25 protein-coding genes are annotated in these 20,947 nt (G+C 38.3%); 8 read left to right on the forward strand and 17 right to left on the reverse strand.

Features of this window, described 5'->3' with window-relative positions:
- Positions 1-73: 73 nt before the first annotated feature.
- Positions 74-661: a glycerol-3-phosphate 1-O-acyltransferase PlsY gene (plsY, locus tag ACIQXQ_RS17240; protein WP_402872672.1), complete on the forward strand. Its 588-nt coding sequence runs from the start codon at positions 74-76 to the stop codon at positions 659-661.
- An 84-nt stretch (positions 662-745) separates the two neighbouring features.
- Positions 746-889 carry a YycC family protein gene (locus ACIQXQ_RS17245; RefSeq protein WP_402872669.1) on the forward strand — a complete coding sequence of 48 codons (144 nt, stop codon included), beginning with the start codon at positions 746-748 and terminating at the stop codon, positions 887-889.
- 256 nt (positions 890-1,145) lie between these two features.
- On the opposite strand, the gene ACIQXQ_RS17250 is transcribed toward ACIQXQ_RS17245, so the two are convergent.
- A complete protein-coding gene (locus tag ACIQXQ_RS17250) occupies positions 1,146-1,631 on the reverse strand; it encodes an NUDIX hydrolase (RefSeq protein ID WP_402959123.1) in 486 nt (161 codons plus the stop codon).
- A 92-nt stretch (positions 1,632-1,723) separates the two neighbouring features.
- Between ACIQXQ_RS17250 and ACIQXQ_RS17255 the strand changes: the two genes are divergently transcribed.
- On the forward strand, positions 1,724-2,020 hold the full coding sequence (locus ACIQXQ_RS17255; RefSeq protein WP_402872660.1) for a HesB/YadR/YfhF family protein: 297 nt from the start codon (positions 1,724-1,726) through the stop codon (positions 2,018-2,020).
- 48 nt (positions 2,021-2,068) lie between these two features.
- Here ACIQXQ_RS17255 and ACIQXQ_RS17260 read toward each other — a convergent pair whose 3' ends face one another.
- The 6 genes from ACIQXQ_RS17260 to acnA all read right to left on the reverse strand — a co-directional run bounded on the left by ACIQXQ_RS17260 (position 2,069) and on the right by acnA (position 7,129).
- On the reverse strand, positions 2,069-2,362 hold the full coding sequence (locus ACIQXQ_RS17260) for a hypothetical protein (RefSeq protein WP_402873200.1): 294 nt from the start codon (positions 2,360-2,362) through the stop codon (positions 2,069-2,071).
- Positions 2,363-2,387: 25 nt separating this feature from the next.
- Positions 2,388-2,804, reverse strand: a complete 417-nt coding sequence (locus ACIQXQ_RS17265) for an acyl-CoA thioesterase (protein WP_402872658.1) — start codon at positions 2,802-2,804, stop codon at positions 2,388-2,390.
- Positions 2,805-2,973: 169 nt separating this feature from the next.
- Entirely contained in the window at positions 2,974-3,117 is a 144-nt protein-coding gene (locus ACIQXQ_RS17270) for an acid-soluble spore protein N (protein ID WP_402872655.1), read from the reverse strand.
- A gap of 163 nt (positions 3,118-3,280) precedes the next feature.
- Positions 3,281-3,409 (reverse strand): FbpB family small basic protein, encoded by a 129-nt coding sequence (locus ACIQXQ_RS17275; RefSeq protein ID WP_402872652.1) that lies wholly within the window; start codon positions 3,407-3,409, stop codon positions 3,281-3,283.
- Positions 3,410-3,674: 265 nt separating this feature from the next.
- Positions 3,675-4,208 (reverse strand): TlpA disulfide reductase family protein, encoded by a 534-nt coding sequence (locus ACIQXQ_RS17280; protein ID WP_402872649.1) that lies wholly within the window; start codon positions 4,206-4,208, stop codon positions 3,675-3,677.
- A gap of 209 nt (positions 4,209-4,417) precedes the next feature.
- On the reverse strand, positions 4,418-7,129 hold the full coding sequence (gene acnA, locus ACIQXQ_RS17285; protein ID WP_402959126.1) for an aconitate hydratase AcnA: 2,712 nt from the start codon (positions 7,127-7,129) through the stop codon (positions 4,418-4,420).
- Between the two features lie 384 nt (positions 7,130-7,513).
- Here acnA and sspO point away from each other — a divergent pair, with 384 nt between their 5' ends.
- Positions 7,514-7,666, forward strand: a complete 153-nt coding sequence (sspO, locus tag ACIQXQ_RS17290; protein WP_402872644.1) for a small acid-soluble spore protein O — start codon at positions 7,514-7,516, stop codon at positions 7,664-7,666.
- A gap of 105 nt (positions 7,667-7,771) precedes the next feature.
- Here sspO and ACIQXQ_RS17295 read toward each other — a convergent pair whose 3' ends face one another.
- A complete protein-coding gene (locus ACIQXQ_RS17295; RefSeq protein ID WP_402872642.1) occupies positions 7,772-8,035 on the reverse strand; it encodes a hypothetical protein in 264 nt (87 codons plus the stop codon).
- 114 nt (positions 8,036-8,149) lie between these two features.
- Here ACIQXQ_RS17295 and ACIQXQ_RS17300 point away from each other — a divergent pair, with 114 nt between their 5' ends.
- Complete coding sequence (locus ACIQXQ_RS17300) at positions 8,150-8,287, forward strand: small acid-soluble spore protein P (RefSeq protein ID WP_402959128.1); 138 nt, start codon at positions 8,150-8,152, stop codon at positions 8,285-8,287.
- A gap of 61 nt (positions 8,288-8,348) precedes the next feature.
- On the opposite strand, the gene ACIQXQ_RS17305 is transcribed toward ACIQXQ_RS17300, so the two are convergent.
- The 3 genes from ACIQXQ_RS17305 to ACIQXQ_RS17315 all read right to left on the reverse strand — a co-directional run bounded on the left by ACIQXQ_RS17305 (position 8,349) and on the right by ACIQXQ_RS17315 (position 11,179).
- Positions 8,349-9,089: a hypothetical protein gene (locus ACIQXQ_RS17305; protein ID WP_402959130.1), complete on the reverse strand. Its 741-nt coding sequence runs from the start codon at positions 9,087-9,089 to the stop codon at positions 8,349-8,351.
- Between the two features lie 213 nt (positions 9,090-9,302).
- Positions 9,303-10,361: an acyl-CoA dehydrogenase family protein gene (locus ACIQXQ_RS17310; RefSeq protein WP_402959132.1), complete on the reverse strand. Its 1,059-nt coding sequence runs from the start codon at positions 10,359-10,361 to the stop codon at positions 9,303-9,305.
- A 281-nt stretch (positions 10,362-10,642) separates the two neighbouring features.
- Positions 10,643-11,179: a DUF4242 domain-containing protein gene (locus ACIQXQ_RS17315; RefSeq protein WP_402872634.1), complete on the reverse strand. Its 537-nt coding sequence runs from the start codon at positions 11,177-11,179 to the stop codon at positions 10,643-10,645.
- A gap of 134 nt (positions 11,180-11,313) precedes the next feature.
- Between ACIQXQ_RS17315 and ACIQXQ_RS17320 the strand changes: the two genes are divergently transcribed.
- Positions 11,314-11,754: a winged helix-turn-helix transcriptional regulator gene (locus ACIQXQ_RS17320; RefSeq protein WP_402872632.1), complete on the forward strand. Its 441-nt coding sequence runs from the start codon at positions 11,314-11,316 to the stop codon at positions 11,752-11,754.
- 227 nt (positions 11,755-11,981) lie between these two features.
- Here the strand turns inward: ACIQXQ_RS17320 and ACIQXQ_RS17325 are convergent, their stop codons facing one another.
- On the reverse strand, positions 11,982-12,791 hold the full coding sequence (locus ACIQXQ_RS17325) for a helix-turn-helix domain-containing protein (protein ID WP_402872630.1): 810 nt from the start codon (positions 12,789-12,791) through the stop codon (positions 11,982-11,984).
- 177 nt (positions 12,792-12,968) lie between these two features.
- On the opposite strand from ACIQXQ_RS17325, the gene ACIQXQ_RS17330 reads away from it, so the two are divergent.
- Both ACIQXQ_RS17330 and ACIQXQ_RS17335 read left to right on the forward strand, forming a co-directional pair.
- Positions 12,969-14,927, forward strand: a complete 1,959-nt coding sequence (locus tag ACIQXQ_RS17330; RefSeq protein ID WP_402959134.1) for a primary-amine oxidase — start codon at positions 12,969-12,971, stop codon at positions 14,925-14,927.
- A gap of 168 nt (positions 14,928-15,095) precedes the next feature.
- Positions 15,096-15,518: a hypothetical protein gene (locus tag ACIQXQ_RS17335; protein ID WP_402959136.1), complete on the forward strand. Its 423-nt coding sequence runs from the start codon at positions 15,096-15,098 to the stop codon at positions 15,516-15,518.
- Positions 15,519-15,599: 81 nt separating this feature from the next.
- Here ACIQXQ_RS17335 and ACIQXQ_RS17340 read toward each other — a convergent pair whose 3' ends face one another.
- The 5 genes from ACIQXQ_RS17340 to ACIQXQ_RS17360 form a co-directional block, all read right to left on the reverse strand.
- A complete protein-coding gene (locus ACIQXQ_RS17340) occupies positions 15,600-16,364 on the reverse strand; it encodes an ABC transporter permease (RefSeq protein ID WP_402873195.1) in 765 nt (254 codons plus the stop codon).
- Positions 16,365-16,372: 8 nt separating this feature from the next.
- Positions 16,373-17,296: an ABC transporter substrate-binding protein gene (locus tag ACIQXQ_RS17345; protein WP_402959206.1), complete on the reverse strand. Its 924-nt coding sequence runs from the start codon at positions 17,294-17,296 to the stop codon at positions 16,373-16,375.
- 47 nt (positions 17,297-17,343) lie between these two features.
- On the reverse strand, positions 17,344-18,126 hold the full coding sequence (locus tag ACIQXQ_RS17350; RefSeq protein WP_402959138.1) for an ABC transporter ATP-binding protein: 783 nt from the start codon (positions 18,124-18,126) through the stop codon (positions 17,344-17,346).
- 234 nt (positions 18,127-18,360) lie between these two features.
- Positions 18,361-20,082: an ABC transporter ATP-binding protein gene (locus ACIQXQ_RS17355; protein ID WP_402872621.1), complete on the reverse strand. Its 1,722-nt coding sequence runs from the start codon at positions 20,080-20,082 to the stop codon at positions 18,361-18,363.
- A 9-nt stretch (positions 20,083-20,091) separates the two neighbouring features.
- Entirely contained in the window at positions 20,092-20,883 is a 792-nt protein-coding gene (locus ACIQXQ_RS17360) for an ABC transporter ATP-binding protein (protein WP_402873187.1), read from the reverse strand.
- Positions 20,884-20,947 lie beyond the last annotated feature (64 nt).

A 20,947-nucleotide genomic window follows, 5' to 3' on the forward strand; every position in this document is an offset into this window, starting at 1 on the left:
GGTCCTTCTATCACTTTCAGCCTGTTCATGCACGATAAAATATGAATATTCTTCTTTAAGAAAGGGTTATCGAATGCTTACAATCATCATTATTCTGGCTGCCTACTTAATCGGATCGATTCCATCAGGTTTGATAATCGGAAAAACCTTTTACAACATTGATATTCGGGAGCATGGCAGTAAAAACTTAGGTGGCACGAACACCTTCAGAACGCTTGGTGTCAAGGCTGGGCTGACCGTAACGATCATGGACATACTTAAAGGTACATTAGCCACGCTCCTCCCATTCTTCCTAGGTGCGGATATGCCTGAATTACTAGCTGGAATTTGTGCAGTAATCGGTCATATGTTCCCCATCTTTGCGAATTTCCGGGGTGGAAAAGCAGTTGCAACATCAGCTGGTGTCATACTGGCTTATGAACCTTTATTTTTCCTTTTTGCCGTTCTCATATTTTTTATATCCTTATACATAACCAAATATGTATCACTATCATCAATGATTGCTTGCCTAGTGGCCCTCATATACAGCCTAGTATTCCATTTCGGCGACTGGGCTCTTATCATCGTGATCGGTATACTGACCGTTTTCATTTTTTACCGTCATCGTGCCAATATTAAACGAATTATCGATAAGACGGAACCGAAAGTGAAATGGCTATAATTCAGCAAGAGAAAAAGCCCATTAGATGGGCTTTTCATCACTTTTTCACCATTAAATATTGAATAGAAGATTAGGAGAGAAACCGTGAAACCTTTACAAATCTCATCAGATACCGCAATAAAGCTATCTGAGACACTTAACCTACCTTTAGAGCAAATTATGCATATGCCTACACCCATCTTGTTAAAGAAACTAGCCGAGGCCGAAGAAAAAGAAAACAAAAAATAGCATGATCCGCAGTTACGATTTAGGCATGCTTTCTTTTTGCATGGAAAGCATGCCATCTTTCTCAATATCCATTACATAATTCGATTCCGAAAAATACATCCCTATAAAAACACCGTTTTTTCATCTCTCACTTCTCCGTACCCTTAACTCCCATGTGTGATGTTAGGAATTCTTCATTACCCCTACTTTTATATTCATCTACATATGTACAGGAAAATTCATTTTAGTGCATGATTCATAAATAAAAAATGCTCTTTTATTTAGTAAGTAGTAGCGGATAATTATCAGGTAAGGATTTTTTTTCAAAGGAAAGTAGTCGTTCATTTTCATATGTCAAAGCAAATTCGTATAAAGACTGCTCAAATAAAGTTTCATTTAAATAATGTTTAATATTCGACACAGCTTCATCAGTCTCCATGACCCACTCGTAGGGCTTCCAGGCAAGTTCACCTTCATCACAAGCAATGAGTTCTCCACCTGTGTCTTCGGCCCGATAAACGTACATTCCACTCGTCTCGTTCCATGTTACGATACCACGGAAACACAGATTGTTCACTTTCAGCCCTGTTTCTTCGATTATTTCTCGAGCCATCGAGTCATTGACGGTCTCTCCTTCCTCGATTTTTCCACCAACGCCATTCCATTTATGTTTATTAGGTTCATTATTACGCAAAAGCATAAGAATTTCGACCCTGCCTGATCTTACTCGGGTAATAAAACAAATCGTATAGGGTATATTCATTCTTGATTTTCCTCCACAACATACTTTATTCGCATCTTTACTGCATTTATCTTATAATGAACATGTTCAATTAAAGGGAGGAGGTTCACTTTTTGAAACTACAAATTTCCGACCGGGCTGCCAAATGGTATATCGATGAGTTAGAATTGCCTGAAGGGGCTTATCTGCGCTTTCATGCACGATACGGAGGGGTAAGTACTGTCCAAAGCGGATTTTCATTGGGCATCATTCAGGAAGAACCTGAAGCCATAGCAGCTTCAGATACAATGAGATCAATCACCTTTTATGTAGAAGAAAAAGATACATGGTTTTTCGATGGACATGATTTATTAATCACTTTCAATGAGAAATCTGCTGAACCTGAATTCGTATACAAAAAAGGAGCTTGACCATGCAGCAGGGAACCCTGCTGCTGTCAGTTTCCCTTGTTTCGCCTTTTACTTGACTAATCTTTCTTTGATATCCTCAGCTTTAAGAATGTCTCTTTGCCGATCCCCCAACAGGTCAAAATGGGAATAACCATCCTTCCTGTGATGAATCCATTCTTTTCTCAAACCATATTTCTCTCCCCACTCCGCTAAACGATCCATGTCCTTACATCCGACTTTGGTCACTGTCTTGCAACCAGGAAAACGATCATCAAGCCAATAGTGAGTTAAAAACGCAATTTTTCCTTGGTCGATTTGACGTTTCCAGTTAATAACGTCGACCCGCTTAATCCCGAACGCCATACTGTTCACCTCGGTTATGTAAATATCACTTTTTATTTTTTTCATAGGCTTCATGCCACGCTGGAAATAGCCTTCTGATGGACACAGGTTTAAAGTTTTCCTTTTTTACGCAAACATGCACAGATTGGCCGGTTGCCGCCACTTTATTATCCTGGTTCATGATTTCATATCCATAAACGACACGGAGCCCATCATATTCTTCAATCCATGTCTTGATCAGCACTTTTTCACCGTAACGTACAGGTATTTTGTAAGTAGCCTGTATATCCATCACGGGGGAAAGGATGTTCTCCGCTTCCATATCTGCATAACGGAAACCTAAATCATTAATTAATTTCGTCCTGCCAAGTTCCATCCATACAAAGTAATTAGCATGATACACGACTCCCATTTGGTCCGTTTCAGCATACCGAACCTCTATTTCATTTTCTGCTATCCACATTTTGTTTCCCCACTTCCTTTTCAATCGTACTGTCATCATCTTATCATAATTGCAGAATACCTTTAAAGAATAGCGTCTCCGTTCTTATTCGGTTATGTTATTGAAATAGAAAAGGTAGAGAAAGAATAACTCCCTTCTCCACCTAGCCTTTAAAGACATGAATTCTTACTTACTCACCTTTAGTTTGAATGACTTGGGCATGCTTTCCTGAAGTATCTTGCATTTGCTTTCCTTTATTTCCTCCACCTGTTCTCGGTTGTGTACCCAGATGGCTCGGTCTAAAGTGTTGTGAATCTTTTTTTGGGTTACTCATTATAAATCGCCTCCTATTTTTAGGATGGTTTTAAAAATGAAATTCATGAGTTCCAGTTTTTGAGTGGTTTTCCGAGAATTCAAATGTTTTTACCACTGCATGTAAAAAAGAGCCAACAATGAAATATTCATCGCTAGCCCTTCTTTTTCATACCCTTATGCTATTATTCAGCCTTTTGCATATGTTTTTGTTCAAGTCGTTCTTCAAGTCTCTCCATCAGCTTTGTATCCATTAACAATTCCTTTTTATTTTCATTAATCAGTTCTTCAAAAGATCGTTTTCTTTTCTTCATATTTTCACCTTCTTACTATATAGTGTATATTCCATCTTTTCCAAATTAACGTAAAATTATGACTATACAGACAGTCTGATATAAAGTCTGAATAATCAGTCATTTTAGTTCGTACCAAACTCATTTCACGCGTCTTCTATACTTTAACCCAAATTGGCGGAGTGTAATCTATTTTTTGCAATGTTTTTTGATTTTTCTAAAAACTTGTGACAAATTAGACACATTTTTTAAATCCTACTAAATAAACGGAATCTTATTGATTCCGTCATTTCATACTATTGATGTTTTGTTCCATTTCATTAAATTGCATCGCTTTAACCATTTTATTTCGAATAATGCCCTCACTGTCAATAAAGTATGTTGTAGGTATGGCCATAACCTTATATTGATCGTTTACCGGTTGTTTAGCGCTTTGACTGTCCAATGGAATGGTAAATGTTATCCCATTATCATCAATAAATGCCTGCACATCATTTTCTGGATCAATGTTAACAGCCAATATAACGACATCTTCCCCAGCCTGCTTTGAGTATTTCTCCATATCTGGCATTTCTTTTTTACAAGGAGGACACCAAGTTGCCCAGAAATTCAACATCACTTTTTTTCCTTTATAGTCAGATAAATTCACCTGTTTCCCATTCAAAGTTTCTAAGGTGAAATCAGGTGCTTTGGCACCAATTTTCAGCCCCCCCATCGAATTTCCTTCTTCATTTTTATCAGGTTTATCATCCATTGCTTGAACGATTGCCACCGCTATCAGCGATAGTAAGACAACCGAGGCAATAATTTTCTTTAACATGACCCCGTCCCCCTAATTCCGTTACAATAAAAATATTCATTCGCCAAAAGAAATAGTACATATTCCATATCTGTCAGCCTCTTACATCATCTTACCAATAAAATCATGCTCAGAAAAGGTAAAATCGAAGTCCCTTGTTATATTTCATAACTTTGACACAAAAAAAACGACAAACCTGACAGGCAGGTTTGTCGTCTTCTAAAAGTTAATTAACCTTTAAGTTTGTTACGTAATACCATTTGAAGGATACCACCGTGACGGTAGTAGTCGATTTCGATTTCAGAATCGAAACGAACCAATACATCAAATTCTTTTACGTTGCCAGCTTCATCAGTAGCTGTAACAGTTACCATATCGCGAGGTTTAACTGTTTCGTCGATCTTAACAGCAATCGCTTCTTTACCAGTTAAGCCAAGAGTCTCAGCGTTTTCTCCTTCTTTGAATTGAAGAGGAAGAACACCCATCAATGCAAGGTTAGAACGGTGAATACGCTCGAAGCTTTCAGCGATAACTGTTTTAATGCCTAGAAGGTTCGTACCTTTTGCAGCCCAGTCACGAGAACTTCCCATACCGTAATCTTTACCAGCAATGACAGCAAGACCTGTTCCATCAGCTTTGTATTTCATACATGCATCATAGATAGCCATTACATCGCCTGTAGGCCAGTAAGTAGTGTAACCACCTTCTGTACCTGGAGCAACTTGGTTACGGATACGGATGTTGGCGAATGTTCCACGCATCATCGCTTCGTGGTTACCACGACGAGAACCATAAGAGTTAAAGTCACGTGGTTTCACTCCGTTTTCACGTAAGTAGATACCAGCTGGAGTATCTTTACCGATTGCACCTGCAGGAGAGATATGGTCAGTTGTAACTGAATCACCGAATTTACCAACTACGCGCAATCCAGTAAGTGGGTTAACTGAACCTGGTTCAGGTGATAATCCTTCAAAGAATGGAGGATTTTGAATATATGTTGATTTAGAATCGAAAGCATAGATAGCTTCATTGCTTGTTTCGATATCATTCCAACGTTTGTTATCGTTGAATACAGTTTCGTATTCTTTACGGAATAATTCCGGTGTAACTGTTGATTTAACAGCTGCATTAACTTCTTCTTGTGATGGCCAGATATCAGCAAGGTAAACATCGTTACCGTCTTTGTCTTTACCAAGAGAATCATTGTTAAGATCGAAGTCCACAGTACCAGCAAGTGCATAGGCAACAACCAATGTTGGAGAAGCAAGGTAGTTTGCTTTCACTAATGGGTGAATACGACCTTCGAAGTTACGGTTACCAGAAAGTACAGATGTTACAAGAAGATCTGCTTCAGCAACTGCTGCTTCGATTTCGTCTGCTAATGGACCTGAGTTACCGATACATGTTGTACATCCGTAACCAACGATGTTGAATCCTAATTGATCCAAGTATGGTTGAAGACCTGCATCACGAAGGTAACCAGTAACAACTTTAGAACCTGGTGCTAATGATGTTTTAACATAATCAGGAACAGTCAAGCCTTTTTCAACCGCTTTTTTAGCAATAAGACCTGCTCCAAGCATTACGTATGGGTTAGAAGTATTTGTACAGCTTGTGATTGCAGCAATAGCGATCGCACCTGTTTTCATAGTAGTTTCTTTGCCATCAGCAAATTTAACTGTTACTTCTTTATCCAATTCAGCATCAGTCATGCCAAAACCTTGGTTACCCATAGGTGCATTGATTGCTTCAAGGAAAGATTTTTTCATTTGAGAAAGTGGAATTAAATCTTGTGGACGTTTAGGTCCTGCAAGGTTTGGCTCAATAGCTGAAAGGTCGATTTCCACAACATCATTGTATGCTGGGTCTTCGTTTTCAGGAGTATAGAACAATCCATTTTCTTTGCAGTATGTTTCAACCACTTTAATTTGTTTTTCATCACGGCCAGTTAAGCGCATGTAATCGATTGCTTCAGCATCAACCGGGAAGAACCCAACTGTAGCACCGTATTCTGGTGCCATGTTAGCGATTGTTGCACGGTCAGCAAGTGGAAGGTATCCAACTCCTGGGCCGTAGAACTCAACGAATTTACCAACTACGCCGTGTGCACGAAGAACTTGAGTAACTTTCAATGCAAGGTCAGTAGCAGTTGTTCCGTTAGGAAGTTGACCAGTAAGTTTTACTCCAACTACTTTTGGAACTGGGAAGTATGAAGGTTGTCCAAGCATACCTGCTTCAGCTTCAATACCACCGACACCCCATCCAAGAACACCGATACCGTTAATCATTGTAGTATGTGAATCTGTACCGAATACAGAGTCAGGGAATACTTCAAAGTCTCCGTTTGGTGTTTCAACAGCATGGACTACGTTCGCAAGGAACTCAAGGTTTACTTGGTGAACGATACCAGTTGCTGGTGGAACAGCACGGTAGTTGTTGAATGATTTTTGAGCCCAGCTTAGGAACTGGTAACGCTCTGCATTACGTTCAAATTCAAGATCCATATTGGCATCAAGAGAATCAGAAGTTCCTGCTTTATCAACTTGTACTGAGTGGTCAATTACAAGGTCAACCGGAATTTCCGGGTTAATTTTATCAGGATCTCCACCAAGTGCAGCGAATGCATTACGTAGAGAAGCTAGATCTACGACTACTGGTACACCAGTGAAATCTTGTAGGATAACGCGTGAAGGCTTGAATGGAACATCTATATCTTGTTGCTCGCTTGTTCCCCATTTAGCAAGGTTTGCAACATGTTCTTTTGTAATAACTCTTCCGTCTACTTGGCGAAGTACCGCTTCAAGTAGGACTTTAATGGAATATGGTAGGCGTGATACTTTGCCGTCCCCTGCTTTTTCAATAGCATCTAAGCTGTAGTAGTTGTAGCGTTGTCCTTCAACTTCAAAAGACTTACGCGCTTGATATACGTCATTCTTTGTCATGAATATTACCCCCTATTAAACTGTCAGAACAATTCTGCACATAAAAGTAAAACCTGGTCATTAAAACCATGTTTACAATGGATATAAGTAAAAAAGTTAGTTTGATGAAATTTATCTCTCTTCTCCCACCCTAACTCTTCCTTCTACCTAATAGTAATATAGAATTCAGCATAAGTAAATAACAAGAAAGTTATTGTTTTTGATAAGTTTAGCTTATGTGAAATCCCTTACTTCTTATTAAGATGCCCATAGCACGCCCATTAAAGGCTTCATTATAATTAGCTTTTCGCAAAAACAAGCTGATAAATTATTCCAACAAAACATATTTGAAGTTAATACATAATCATCGTTCCTTATGACACTCTATGAAATGGAGGTGATCTAATGGCAAAGCAAAAAGCAAATCATGTAATACCGGGAATGAACGCAGCAAAAGCACAAGGCAATGGCGTGGGCTACAATGATGAATTAGGTAATGAACCACCCTTAACCGAGGTACAAAGGCAAAACAATAAAAAGCGCAAGAAGAATCAATAAATAAGAAGGAATCCATAAAAGAGGCTTTTTGAAGGTGCTAATCTTCAAAAAGCCCATTTTATTAGGTAAACGCACATCTAAATCTGGGCCTATAGGATTCCTTTTTCAATAGTCATCTGAATTGACTTCGTTCACGATTTCCTGGATATCCTGTTCATACTGCTTCAATTGTTCACGCTGGTGTTCAGATGCGTTGACTAAAGCAGATTGAATTTGCTGATAAGCTTCATTCACTTCCTGTTTCACATGTTTCAGTTCCGTTCCATAATTCGGTGCCGTCTTTTCAATCGAAGAATAGGCATCATTTACTTGTTTGTAGCTTTGCTGGGCTTCTTGAAAAGATCTCCGCTTATCTTGTTTGTCCTGCATCAAATTCAGCTCCTCAATAAGTTTTCATCTTTAGGATGTACGATGCTTTTATAAATATGCTTGTGAATAACTTTCAACGAACTGATTATCTTAATAAGTAGGAGGGGATATCATATGAGTAAAAATGATGGAAAAGGCATGCAAAAGAATCAAGGAAAAAAATCAGGTCAGCCTGAACCTCTAAGTGGTTCTCACAAAGTGAAAAACAGACAGCACTCTCGACAAAAACATAACAGTAGTCACGATATGTAAACACCCGTTTTAAGAAAAAACGGTGCAGCCACTAGCTGGACTGCACCGTTTTTTTGTTTGTTTACTTCACCTTTATTTTATATGCTCCGCTCCCATATTGAATCAGAACATGATAACTCCCCTTTGGTAAAGACAAGCTGAATGAACTAGTACTAGGTTTTCTAACATGATAGTCGGTGTGTACCGTTTTATAGACCTTCCCCTTCGCATTCACTATCAAGATATCTCTTTGTTCTTTGGGTGTATTGTTATAAGTGATTGACACTTTCCTTTTATTCTTCACGGTGAACTTCAAATAATCTTTATCCGTAAATTCTTGTAGGGCACCATAATAGTTTTTACCTGTTTTTATCGTGTTTGCTGTTTTTACTGTATTGTTACTTTCCCTTTCATAATACTCGCTTGCTTTGAACTTAGCTTGCACCTTGTAAGGCTTATCTTTATTTCCGGAGATGACAATATAGTATGTACCCTTCTTTAATCCGATTTCGTTGGTTTCGGTACCATTGGTTGTTTTTGTGTAATAGTCATCAAGTCGGCTGCCCTCGCTGTCCAAGACTTCAACATACCAACTTCTACTTTTATACGTTTTAACAAAAACTTTCAAATTTCCATTTTTCTTGAGTTTGACTTTGAAAACCTGTTCATAATTAGTAACAGATAGCTGTCCCGTATAGTTTTTGTCAAGGCTTATCGTCTTCGCTTTTTTCAAATCCGTCGCTGCTAAAGCAGGTTGCAAACTCGTTAGCGATAGCACAAGGACGGCTAACGCACAAAATATACTTTTCCAATACTTTTTCAATGAAACCTCCCCCTTTTCTGGAATAAATTAGATAATATTCCCAAAATTAAAATAACCCATTTTCCCATTTACCACACTAATCTTCTTGTACTATTTTAGTTCTGATCCTTTATCTTTTTAAAAAATACCGGGCCTTTATACCCATTTAAGATGTAATAGAGTTGTTTTCTTCACTAAAAACCCCCATGAGTAGAAAATCTCATGAGGGTTAGGTTATACAGTAAGGACTTTTTCCAAATGTTTAACTGTCGGTGTCAAGTTTGCAAAGAAATATGCTTCCCTAAGTTTCCTCGATGGTGCGCTGTCTTTCAGATAACCGGCACTCCCATTATGAAGCATATTTGTTTGAACAGCCTTAAGGGTTAGGTAAGCGGTTTTAAGACGAATATCTGCAACCTCTTTCCAGTCAAGTGAATCATTATTGAATAAGGTTAAAATCTTTTCCTGTATGTGTCGCTCTTCTTCTTGCAGTTCATTTGATTGGGTTCTCAAGAATTGATTACAGCCATTCTGCTTTTGACATACCTTTTCAATCGCCATGATAGATGATTGGGTGACGCCCAGGCCGAGAGGAATTTGATAGGCAATAAATGCCGGACGAATTTTTTCCACGAACAAATCGGCATTTTCAGACAATACCCATTCTTTAGGTATAAATACATCATTAAAGGAACATGCATATGTAGAACTCCCATTAATCCCCAGGTAATCTACCTTTTCTTTTAGCTTTAGGCCGTCTAATTTACAAGGAACCACGGCCATCATTCGTTCATTTTCGCTAACACCTGCGATTAATCCAAACCAATGGTTCTCTCCAAGATTGGAAACGGACGCCAATACACCATTAACAATATAGCCACCTTCAGTCGGTTTCGCGCTCAAATTCAGTTTTTCTAGCCCCGCGTAATACTTCATTGGATTGGATAAACCTGTTGCCCCTAGGACTTCACCGTTTTCAAAAGCTGATAATAACCTAGTTTTCATTTCTACATTATCGGTTTTTCGGATATAGGTTAAGGCAGCCAAATGACACCAGAGACAAAACGCTGTTGTCATGCATACTTTAGCTGTTTCTTTAACTACATACATTTCATCTAATAAAATTTCTTTTTCCGTTTTATTAGTAGAAGAAAACAGACCGGCCTCACCGAGCTTTTTCAAAAATCCTTCAGCATAAAAAGCCTCAGCATCTATTTTCTTTACGAATGGTCTTAACTCCTTTTCAATTAATTGTTCGATCATAGGTTTTTTATCCACTACGCATGATTCCATGACCACAACTCCCCTATTTTCATTCCGCCTTTGTATAAAACCTTAAAAGTAATGACTTTAATGATGGTTCTTTTATGTATAGGATCGGACGACTATATTAACCTGTATTTTTTAAATGCTTTGGAAAAACACTTATTCATATTAGTTTAGTCGGTTTAAGGTTATTTTATTATACTGTATATAAAATTGCAACCATCTAATCAAAATTTTCAGATTATAATTCCAAGTAAAAAAGGACACCCAAACTTAAAGTTTAGGCGTCCCTCGTTTCTCAAATAAAATTATTTAGTTTCTGTATGAATTTCGGTAATGGAAGTAATGGGTGTTTGTACTGCTTCACGAGCACGCTTAATTGCAGCTTCATCAGGTGCATCATAGAAGCAAAGACATTTAGTCATATCTTCACACACATACGTTCTTGAGAATGCCACTTCAGGCACCTCTTGATAATGTACGGAATTCTTTTTCTTTCTTGCCAAGTATTGATCCATCGTAAGATTTTCCGGGATATTCCATTCAACTAAATAATTGACGACTTCATTGTTTTTCTTCACATCTTCTAATTCCTTACCAACTAGGCGAACTTCTTTCACAAGTTCCACAGGAATACTTGAACCTTTTAATGTCTCAGTTGCAGCATTTTGGTCTTCCCCTTCAATAATGAAGAATGAACGGGAGAAATCTTTCGATAGTTGAAGCTCCACTAATGAAGCGTTGCTCTCCTTTAAATCCGCTTGAAGTTTTGACACCTTTTGATCCAGTTCTTCTTTACTTGACACGATATCTTTCAATGATGATTCAATTAAAAATAGTCCCATGATAAAACCCTCGCTTTGTATTTTTTAAGTGGAAATCTTTATAAGGTTATTTTATTATACTTAGTTAAAAAAAGCAACTTTGTTGTTTTTTAACTAACTATGGTAAAATCAAATCAAACATTGGAGGGATACTTATGAAAACTAGGTACGATTTGCCTTGTAATATCGCACAGTCACTTAATATCATCGGTGATCGATGGACCTTATTGGTAGTACATGAAATACTAAACGGGCATACCATGTTTAACGAAATAAAAAAAGCGCTAAATGGAATTTCTTCCAATCTTTTATCAGAACGGTTGAAGTACTTAGAAAAGGAAGGTCTCGTTACAGCAGAACTTTATACGGACCACCCTCCTCGTTACCGTTATACATTGACTAAAAGTGGCGAAGAGTTAGAAGATGTCTTCAATTCACTTATCATTTGGGGAAGCCACCATCTGCAAAAATGCTATAAACAACTAATCGACCCTGTAACAGGCGACGAAGTGAGCATAGGCTATTATTCTAAAAAAACGGGAGAACTAGTTCAGGACATAAAAGTTGTTCCAGTAGAGAAAGAATTTCAAAGGTAAGCACCTATCCATCACCATAAAAAAGAGAACGTCCTAACACCTGAAAAGTATCAGGACGTTCTCTTTTTATCTTCCCCAAATAGCCAATCTCTCGTTGGCTTAATCCAACCTTTATTTTCCCGCTATACATTCAATTTATCTTTCTTCTACAACACTTAAGTGCTGTATAACACGCTAGACTTCATTTACATAAAAAAAGAATAATAGAACACTTTGAAAGAACCACTTTAAGAAATAACTTCTTTTAGTAGCTTTCTATATTCGAAAGGCGTCATTTGGGTGAATTTTTTAAATTTCTTATAGAAATGAGAAGTATCATAGGAACCGCTTTCGACAATATGCGTTTCTAGATTAAATGTGCCACTATAGATTTCTTGAAGCGTGTATTGGAAATTCAACAGTTCCAAAAAAAGTTTTGGTGGTATCCCGACCTCATTTTGAAAAAGCGTACGCAAATAACGCTCAGAGTACCCTGTATGCGCTTCAAAATCCTTGACGTGTATATTACCTTTCGAACGTATGCTAATGTCCATGCAACATTTCACAATAGCACTATTAGGTGAATGGGAAGTACAGTTACTTAGAAGAAATGATTCGAGTGTGTGTAGTTTTTCCTTTAATGTAGAAATTTCTAGGAGTTGATTATAAAGTACGGAAAAGGAAGGGGCAACCTCAAATAAGGCTAACTGAATATACTGGTTGATTTCTTTCATAGATAATACAAAAGAAAACAATGTCTGGAGTGGAAGTGAACGAATGCCAAAGTATGTCGTGTTTGTTTTAAAGCTATAGGCCTGCCTTATTTTGGGACTTGGAATCAAGAAACAATCGCCCTGATCCCCCTCCATATTAAAGATAATATCGACACACCCATCAGGTATTCCGGGTAATAAAACGGTTGGTTCTACATTTGATGACACTTTAAATTGGTATACATATGCAACAGAACTTTTTAAAAATAATGTAGGTTCGAGCAAGTTGATATGTTGTAATCTTTGATTCCACTCAGGTTGAATAGGCTTAAATACTGTATCCATAGGTTATACCCCTCTAGAAATATATTTTTAAGGAAATTTTATATTCATGTCAAAAATACTGACTATTTTCTTTGGGATTTTCAATCTACTATTAGATACTATTAGTTCCGTTTTTTACATTGTAAACTAAATATTCTGACTATAGAATAAATTTATATACGAAAGGAGATGTTACATGTGGATATTTTAAAAGAAAAAACTTTAAAGGTAAATCACCCGTTAGCACCACTTACCGTTGAAGAGATTCAAAAAGCTGTGAGCATAGTGAAAATCGAGAAGAATTTAAGCGAAAAGGTGCGCTTCCCAACAGTAACATTACATGAGCCTTTAAAAGAAGTAGTATTAAATTACACTGATGGAGATGACTTCGAACGAGAAGTTTTTATAGTATTACTAGATAACGAATTAAAGACAACGTTTGAAGTCGTTGTCTCATTAAATACATCGTCCATTGTTCGATTTGAAGAAATCCCAGGTGTACAGCCGGGAATAATGCTTGATGAGTTCTTAGAATGCGAGAATTTGGTTAAGGCAGACCCTGACTTTAAAGTAGCTTTATCTAAACGGGGAATTGATAACCCAGATTTAATCATGGTAGACCCATGGTCGGCAGGATACTTTAATATTCCTGAAAATGAGGGTAAACGGATCGCTCGTGCTATCTGTTGGCAGAAAAAATTCGCGGATGATAATGGGTACGCTTATCCATTAACAGGAATTGTCGCGTACGTTGATTTGAATAAAATGGAAGTTGATCGTATCGAAGACTACGGTGTACGTGAGATACCTACTGTTGATGCTAACTATTATCCTGAAACAAGTGATTCAATAGAGTTTAGAACGGACCTGAAGCCACTAGAGATCATTCAGCCAGAAGGTGCAAGTTTTACGGTAGAAGGAAATTTAATCAAATGGCAAAAATGGAGTTTCCGATACGGGTTTACCCCTCGCGAAGGACTTGTGCTTTACACTGTGAATTACAATGATAAAGGAAAGGACCGGCCCATCCTATATCGCGGAGCATTGTCTGAAATGGTCGTTCCTTATGGAGATGCATCCTTTGCACATAACACACAAAATGCTTTTGATGCCGGAGAATATGGAATGGGTCAATTAGCTAATTCGCTTGAGCTAGGTTGTGATTGTTTAGGACACATTCATTATTTCGACGCGGTATTAACGGATGGGGCTGGCAGTCCTCGTACGATTAAAAATGCAATTTGCCTACACGAAGAAGATTATGGAATCGGATGGAAACATACAGACTGGCGTACTGACCATGTAGAGGTACGTCGCTCACGGCGCTTAGTCATTTCATTCTTCTGTACAGTAGGAAATTATGATTATGGTTTCTATTGGAGCTTCTATCAAGATGGTACGATTGAGGTTGAAGTTAAGCTAACAGGTATATTAAATACCGGTACATTTAACGAAACCGGGCAATCAAAATACGGTACGGAAATTGCCCCTGGCTTAAACGCTGTACATCATCAACATTTCTTTAACTTCCGGTTGGATACATTGCTCGATGGTGTGAAAAATTCAGTGGTGGAAACCGAAACACTTGCTGAACCAGAAGGTCCGAACAATCCATATTCAAATGCATTTTATCCAGTATCACGTACATTCCAACATGAAAAAGAAGCTGTACGTATTTTAGATATGCCAACCCAGCGTACATGGAAAATCATCAATAAAAACTCAAAGAATGTCGTTAATCAGCCGGTTGGTTATAAAATTATGGCTGGTGAGAACTGCCTTCCATTTGCGCATGAAAGCGCAAGCGTCATCAAGCGCGCAGGATTTATCAAAAATCATTTACATGTAACACAATTTAACCGTAATGAATTGTATGCAACAGGAAATTACCCCAATCAACATAAAGGTGGAGACGGGCTTCCCAAATATATTCAAGCAAATCGATCGATCGATAATGAGGATATCGTTGTATGGTATACAATGGGACATCATCATATTACACGTCCGGAAGACTGGCCGGTTATGCCTACTGCCTATATAAATTTCCAATTGAAACCTGTTGGCTTCTTTGATCGTAACCCCGCGCTTGATGTACCGCGTGCCGCAAAACAAAATTCATGTTCCGTCAAGAATACTTCTTCAACCTGTTCACATTAAGAAACCATTATTTCACTTCTTACACAAACTGAATGGAGGAAGTTTATGATAGGACTAGTCAGTCTTAGTATTGTTGTAATTTTAACGGTGTTAACTGGCTTCACCTTTCGACAACATTATAAACAAAATCATATGGCTAGTTGTTTAGCTATGTTTGTGACAATGACCATGAGTACAATTATCGGAATTTTAGTAGCTATATGGATTCCAGACATGGTGCTATCCACCATAATCGCTATGATAGGAAGCTTGGTTTTAGTTATAGCATTAACCTATAAGTTGCCTGTAAAAATATTCATCGAAAGCCTAGGGGCACTATTTATGGGAGCGATGATGGGAGCAATGCTTAGCTTTATGACAACAAATTATCTAGAACTAAGTATTGTATTTTTTACAACAATCTATATTGCGAGCGTAATCATGGCAATCGGGCTATGGAATAAAGAAGAATACCCCATTTTCAGGAAAGCCATTCCTTCCACAATTATTGTGACCGTGTCGTTGGCTGTATTAATACTAGGCGTATCCACAGTAGCTACAACTTTAGGTACGTATGACGAAAAGGAAAAGATTGAGCAGCACCATCACTAAGAATATCATAGACGAAAAAACTGAAAGAAAGGCTTAGCACTGGGCTAGCGTTTCTTTCAGTTTTTGAACTATAATCACTGTTTAATTTGAAAAGCTTCCCCAGTGCTTGCCTACCCAGAGCTCAAACAAACCAATCAATCGATCCAATAGAAAGCCGCAAATACCGATGAAGACAATTCCAGCCAATACATAATCAAGATTTAATGTATTCCTTGCATCCACGATTAAATAACCAAGACCTGATTGGGCACCTACCATTTCACCTGCAACCAAGAAAATCCAGGCCGTACCAAGCGCAAGGTGAAGACCACTCACGACGGAAGGAAAAGCCGCTGGAAAAATAATCTTCATCATTAATTGCAGCTTCTTGATTTCTAGGTTTTCCGCGATTTTCAAATAAGAACGATCAATTTTCTTGACCCCCGCTACAGTCGTTAATAGTACAGGATAAAACGCTGCTATGAAAATGATCGCAATTGCTGGCATGTTTCCGATGCCAAACCATAGGACGATAAATGGGGACCAGGCTACCGGTGAAACCGGCCTCAGCACTTGTACGATGGGATCCACTATATTCCAGAGACGAGGAGATCTACCTAGGAACATTCCTAAAAGAACCGCTGGAATGACCGCCAATAAATAACCTGCAATAAACCTCCCGAGGCTCACTTTTAGGTGGACAAATAACGTTCCATTAACTATGAGAGCAACGATCGCTTTACCAACACTTAAAGGTGTAGGTAAGAGGGCTTCTTCATACCCCCCTATCCAAATGATCAATTGCCATAGTAGAACTAATACAACCATTCCGATAAAAAAATTCATTAGTTTTTTTAATAGTTCCATCATCATAATCACATCGCTTTATCAATATATGTATTGTCCACGAATTCTTCAAAAGATGGCGGGTTTTCAAATAAATCCATCTCGATCACTGAATTGCGGAGCTTATTGTATTCATCTTTTTCAATGCGTAATCCATCAAATGATATCCATTCAAGTGATAAGTCGAGTACTTCTTTCTCTACCTTCATATATTGATCAAATGAATTAAATAAATCTTTATCTTTATGTTCTGCCTGTTCACTGGTTTTTACGTATTGTGTCACCAGTGATTGGGTGGCGGTTTGGTTGGATTGAATAAAGTCATTCCTCAAAACAAGTACACAACAATACGAATTAGGCCATATTTCATCCGATTGGTGTAGCACTTTCCCTTTATCAAGTTGAACGGCCATCGCTCCAAACGGCTCGGCTACTGCATAACCCGAAATTCGATTTTCGGACAGTGCTGCCGGCATCTCAGCAGGAGGCATCTCGACAACGTCCACATCCTCATAGTTCAATCCTTCTTTTTTAAGCATTTTATTCAACAAAATATTCTGAGTCGAGTATTTATGAGGAATCGCAAATGTTTTACCTATTAAATCTTTTGTACTTTCAATCTCCTTCGATGAAATGATAACATTCCCATCTTTATGACCGAGTGCAACAGCTTTTAAATCAATACCTTTCACTTTCGCCTTCATAGCTAGCTCCACTAAAACAGAGGCACCTTCCACCCGACCCGTATTTAAGGCATCCATTAAATCGGGCCAGGAGCTGAACTTAACAAGCTCGATATTGTACTCTGCAAACTCCCCACCATACAGGTGGTTATCCATATAGAGAACACCAGCATGAGTAATGGGAAGATAGCCAATTTTAATAGTTGGTTTACCTTCTGGTTGCTGTGTAGGCTGTGCACATGAAGTCGTAAACAGCAAAATGAAAGCCATTAGTATCGAAGCACCCCACCTTTTCTTGCTCAAAACCCCACTCCCTCTCAGATGTTATACTCCGGAACGAATTGATTACCACTCAACTTGAATTCTTCTAGAATCTTCTTTCGATAATAATGAAAATCCCCATGTGCCCGATCACGTGGTTTTACAAGCTTAATAGGAATATCTTTAAATATTCTCCCTGGGTGTGACTCCATGATCAATATTCTGTCCGACAAATAGACAGCTTCATCTATATCATGAGTAACAAGTAAAATCGTCGTCTTCTTCTTTTCTTGTATTCGAAGAAGTTCGTCTTGTAAATGATACCGGTTGAATGTGTCCAGTGCCGCGAAAGGCTCATCCATTAAAATGACATCAGGTGCAATGGCAAGTGCACGTGCAATCGCAACACGCTGTTGCATCCCGCCAGATAATTGATGTGGAAACTGATGCAGATGTGCTTCAAGCCCTACTAACTTCAATGCTTCCATCACCCGTTCGTTTTTTTCCTCATTAGATAGCTTTTCTCCGGTAAGACCAAGCTCGACATTTTTCAGAACCGAACGCCACGGAAGGAGATTGATTTGTTGAAACAGCATGACACACTTTTTAGTTGGGCGATTTATAGATTTACCATCTAGAATCACGCTTCCTTCATCCGGCTTTTCAAAGCCTCCAACCATATTGAGAAGTGTACTTTTTCCACATCCGCTTTTTCCGAGTAACGTGACGATTTCCCCTTTTTCCACATGGAAAGAGACTTGATCAAGAACATGAATTGTTTGTTTATCAGTTAAAAACGATTTATTTACATTGGTTACTTCAATGATTTGCTGTTGCAAGAGCTATCCTCCTAAAATATATAAATATTCCAATTAGTTTAGTTGGTTTTAAGTTATTTTATTATACTGCATTCAAAATTACAACCTTAATTTCTGTTTATTTTCAATAATCCGCATATTTAATAGGAATCAAAGTGATTCCCATTTAAATGTTCTACTACAAAATGCTTTTTCTTTGCAATCAAAAAAAAGGATTCACCAATATCCTGGTGAACCCTTTTTTAGAGCGCTATATTATACGGTTTGAGCAAGAATCAATTTCTTATATGCTCCTTCGTGATGAATTAATTTTTCATGAGTTCCTTGTTCTTTTATTTGGCCGTTTTGGACGACGATTATCCGATCAGCATGCTTAATCGTCGCTAGCCTATGTGCAATGATAATGGTCGTTCGATTTATAGAAAGACGCTCCAATGCCTCTTGAACGGCCTTCTCTGTTTCGGTATCCAATGCCGAGGTGGCTTCATCAAGTATTAAAATGGGAGGATTTTTCAGGAAGATACGGGCTATTGAAACCCTTTGCTTTTGCCCACCTGACAATTTCACACCGCGCTCCCCGATTAGCGTATCCAACCCCTCAGGCAAATTATCAATCACACTCATTAATTGAGCATCCTCGATTGCCTTGTTCAATTGTTTGTCTGTAGCATTCGTGTTCCCATACATGATGTTCTCACGAATCGTTCCTTCAAAAAGGAATACATCTTGCTGTACGATTCCGATATGCTTTCGTAAAGAACTTAATGTGAAATCCCTGATATCCATGCCATCAATTTTTATGCTACCTGATTGAATATCATAGAAGCGAGGCAATAAACTGCTTATCGTGGTCTTTCCACCACCAGATGGTCCTACCATGGCAATCGTCTCCCCAGCTGGCACACTGAAGGTAATATCGTTTAGGATGTTTCTATTTGAGTCATACCCAAAAGAAACATTTTCAAATGTCACATCACCTTTAACCCCCTCGATGGTTACTGCCCCATCCCTGTCTTGGATGTCCGGCAGCATATCAACCAATTCGAGGTACCTCTTGAACCCTGCATACCCCTTTGGTAACGTTTCAATAATGGCGCTTATTTGTTGAATCGGCGCTACGAAAATATTGGATAACATAATAAAGGCTACAAATTCACCGTACGTCATTTTCCCGTGAATCACATACCACGCACCACAGCCCAATACTGTTAGGGCGACCAATTTCATCAGAAGGAAATTTATCGAGGTACTCCATGACATGATTTTATAGGCTAACAATTTTGTATGACGGAATTCTGAGTTTGAGCGGTTAAATAACTCTATTTCGTGAGATTCCTTGGTGAAAGACTGAACAACACGAATGCCACTAATATTATTTTCAATACGGGCATTGTAATTTGCAATGTCACCAAACATGGAATGGAACGCCTTAGTCATCTTACGGCTGAAGTATACCGACAAAACGATTAAAAAAGGAACAACGGCAAATACGATGACCGCTAGCTGCCAATTGATTTGAAACATGACGAAGAATGCACCAAAAATGGTCATGAATGCAATGAATAAATCTTCAGGACCATGATGGGCAACTTCTCCTATATCCATTAAATCACTCGTCATCCTAGAAACTAAATGACCCGTTTTATTATTATCAAAGAATGTGAAAGATTGTTTTTGAAGTTTTGAAAATAAATTTTTCCGAAGGTCCGTTTCGATATTAATTCCAAGTTTATGTCCGTAATATGTTACGACATAGTGCAACCCTGTACTCAACAAGTAGATACCAAGGAGCCCTACACAAGATAGGATGATGATCCTCCAGTTATTGCTCGGTAGTAATTCATCAATAACCTGGTTTACGGCCAAAGGGAATATCAATTCCAAAAGGGCGATGAAAACGGCACTTGAAAAGTCAATGATGAATAATCCTTTATAGGGTTTATAATAAGCAAAAAAACGCTTGATGACCAAAAACATGCTATCACCTCATTTATTCCGAATTAAATCATACGTCATGCATAATGGTTTTCCTGTACGAGGATCCTCTACGATCTCCGCATCAATATTGAAAACTTCTTTCAATATTTCTTTTTTCATCACTTCTTCACTCAGCCCTTCTTTTACAAGGACACCATCTTTTAATGCAATCATGTTGTGTGAAAATCGCGAGGCATGGTTTAGATCGTGCAGTACCATTATAATCGTCCGATTTTGCTTTTCATTCAAATCTTTCAACAGCTCGAGTACCTCAAGTTGATGTGCCATATCCAAATATGTTGTCGGCTCATCCAAAAAGATGATTTCCGTTTCCTGAGCTAATGCCATCGCAATCCAGACACGTTGCCTCTGTCCACCGGAAAGAGAATCGACGGGGCGAAATTTGAATTCTGCCGTATTCGTGGCCTCCAGGGCCCAATCTATTATTTCATAATCTCTTAAAGATAATTTACCAAACCCTTTTTGGTATGGAAAACGCCCGTAAGAAACGAGCTCCTGGACAGTTAAACCAACAGGAGCATCTTGGGTTTGCGGCAGGATGGCCATTTTCCTTGCCAATTCTTTAGTATTTTCCTTTGCTATCGACTGACCATCTAGCAACACACTTCCTCTCATATGAGGAATGATTCTAGTGATAGCCTTAAGCAATGTAGATTTTCCGCATCCATTCGGCCCAATTATAGTAGTGATTTCGTTACTCTTGAATTGAAGATTCATATTATCGACGATGATGTGATCTTGGTAGCCTACATACAAATCTTTTGTTAATAAGTGGCCCATATCATGACCTTCTTTCAGTAGATATTCACTCACAAAAACAGGAAGAGCAATTACACACTTCCGC

Origin of the sequence: Peribacillus sp. NPDC097198 (genome assembly GCF_044762055.1) — a bacterium.
Taxonomy (GTDB): Bacteria; Bacillota; Bacilli; order Bacillales; family DSM-1321; genus Peribacillus.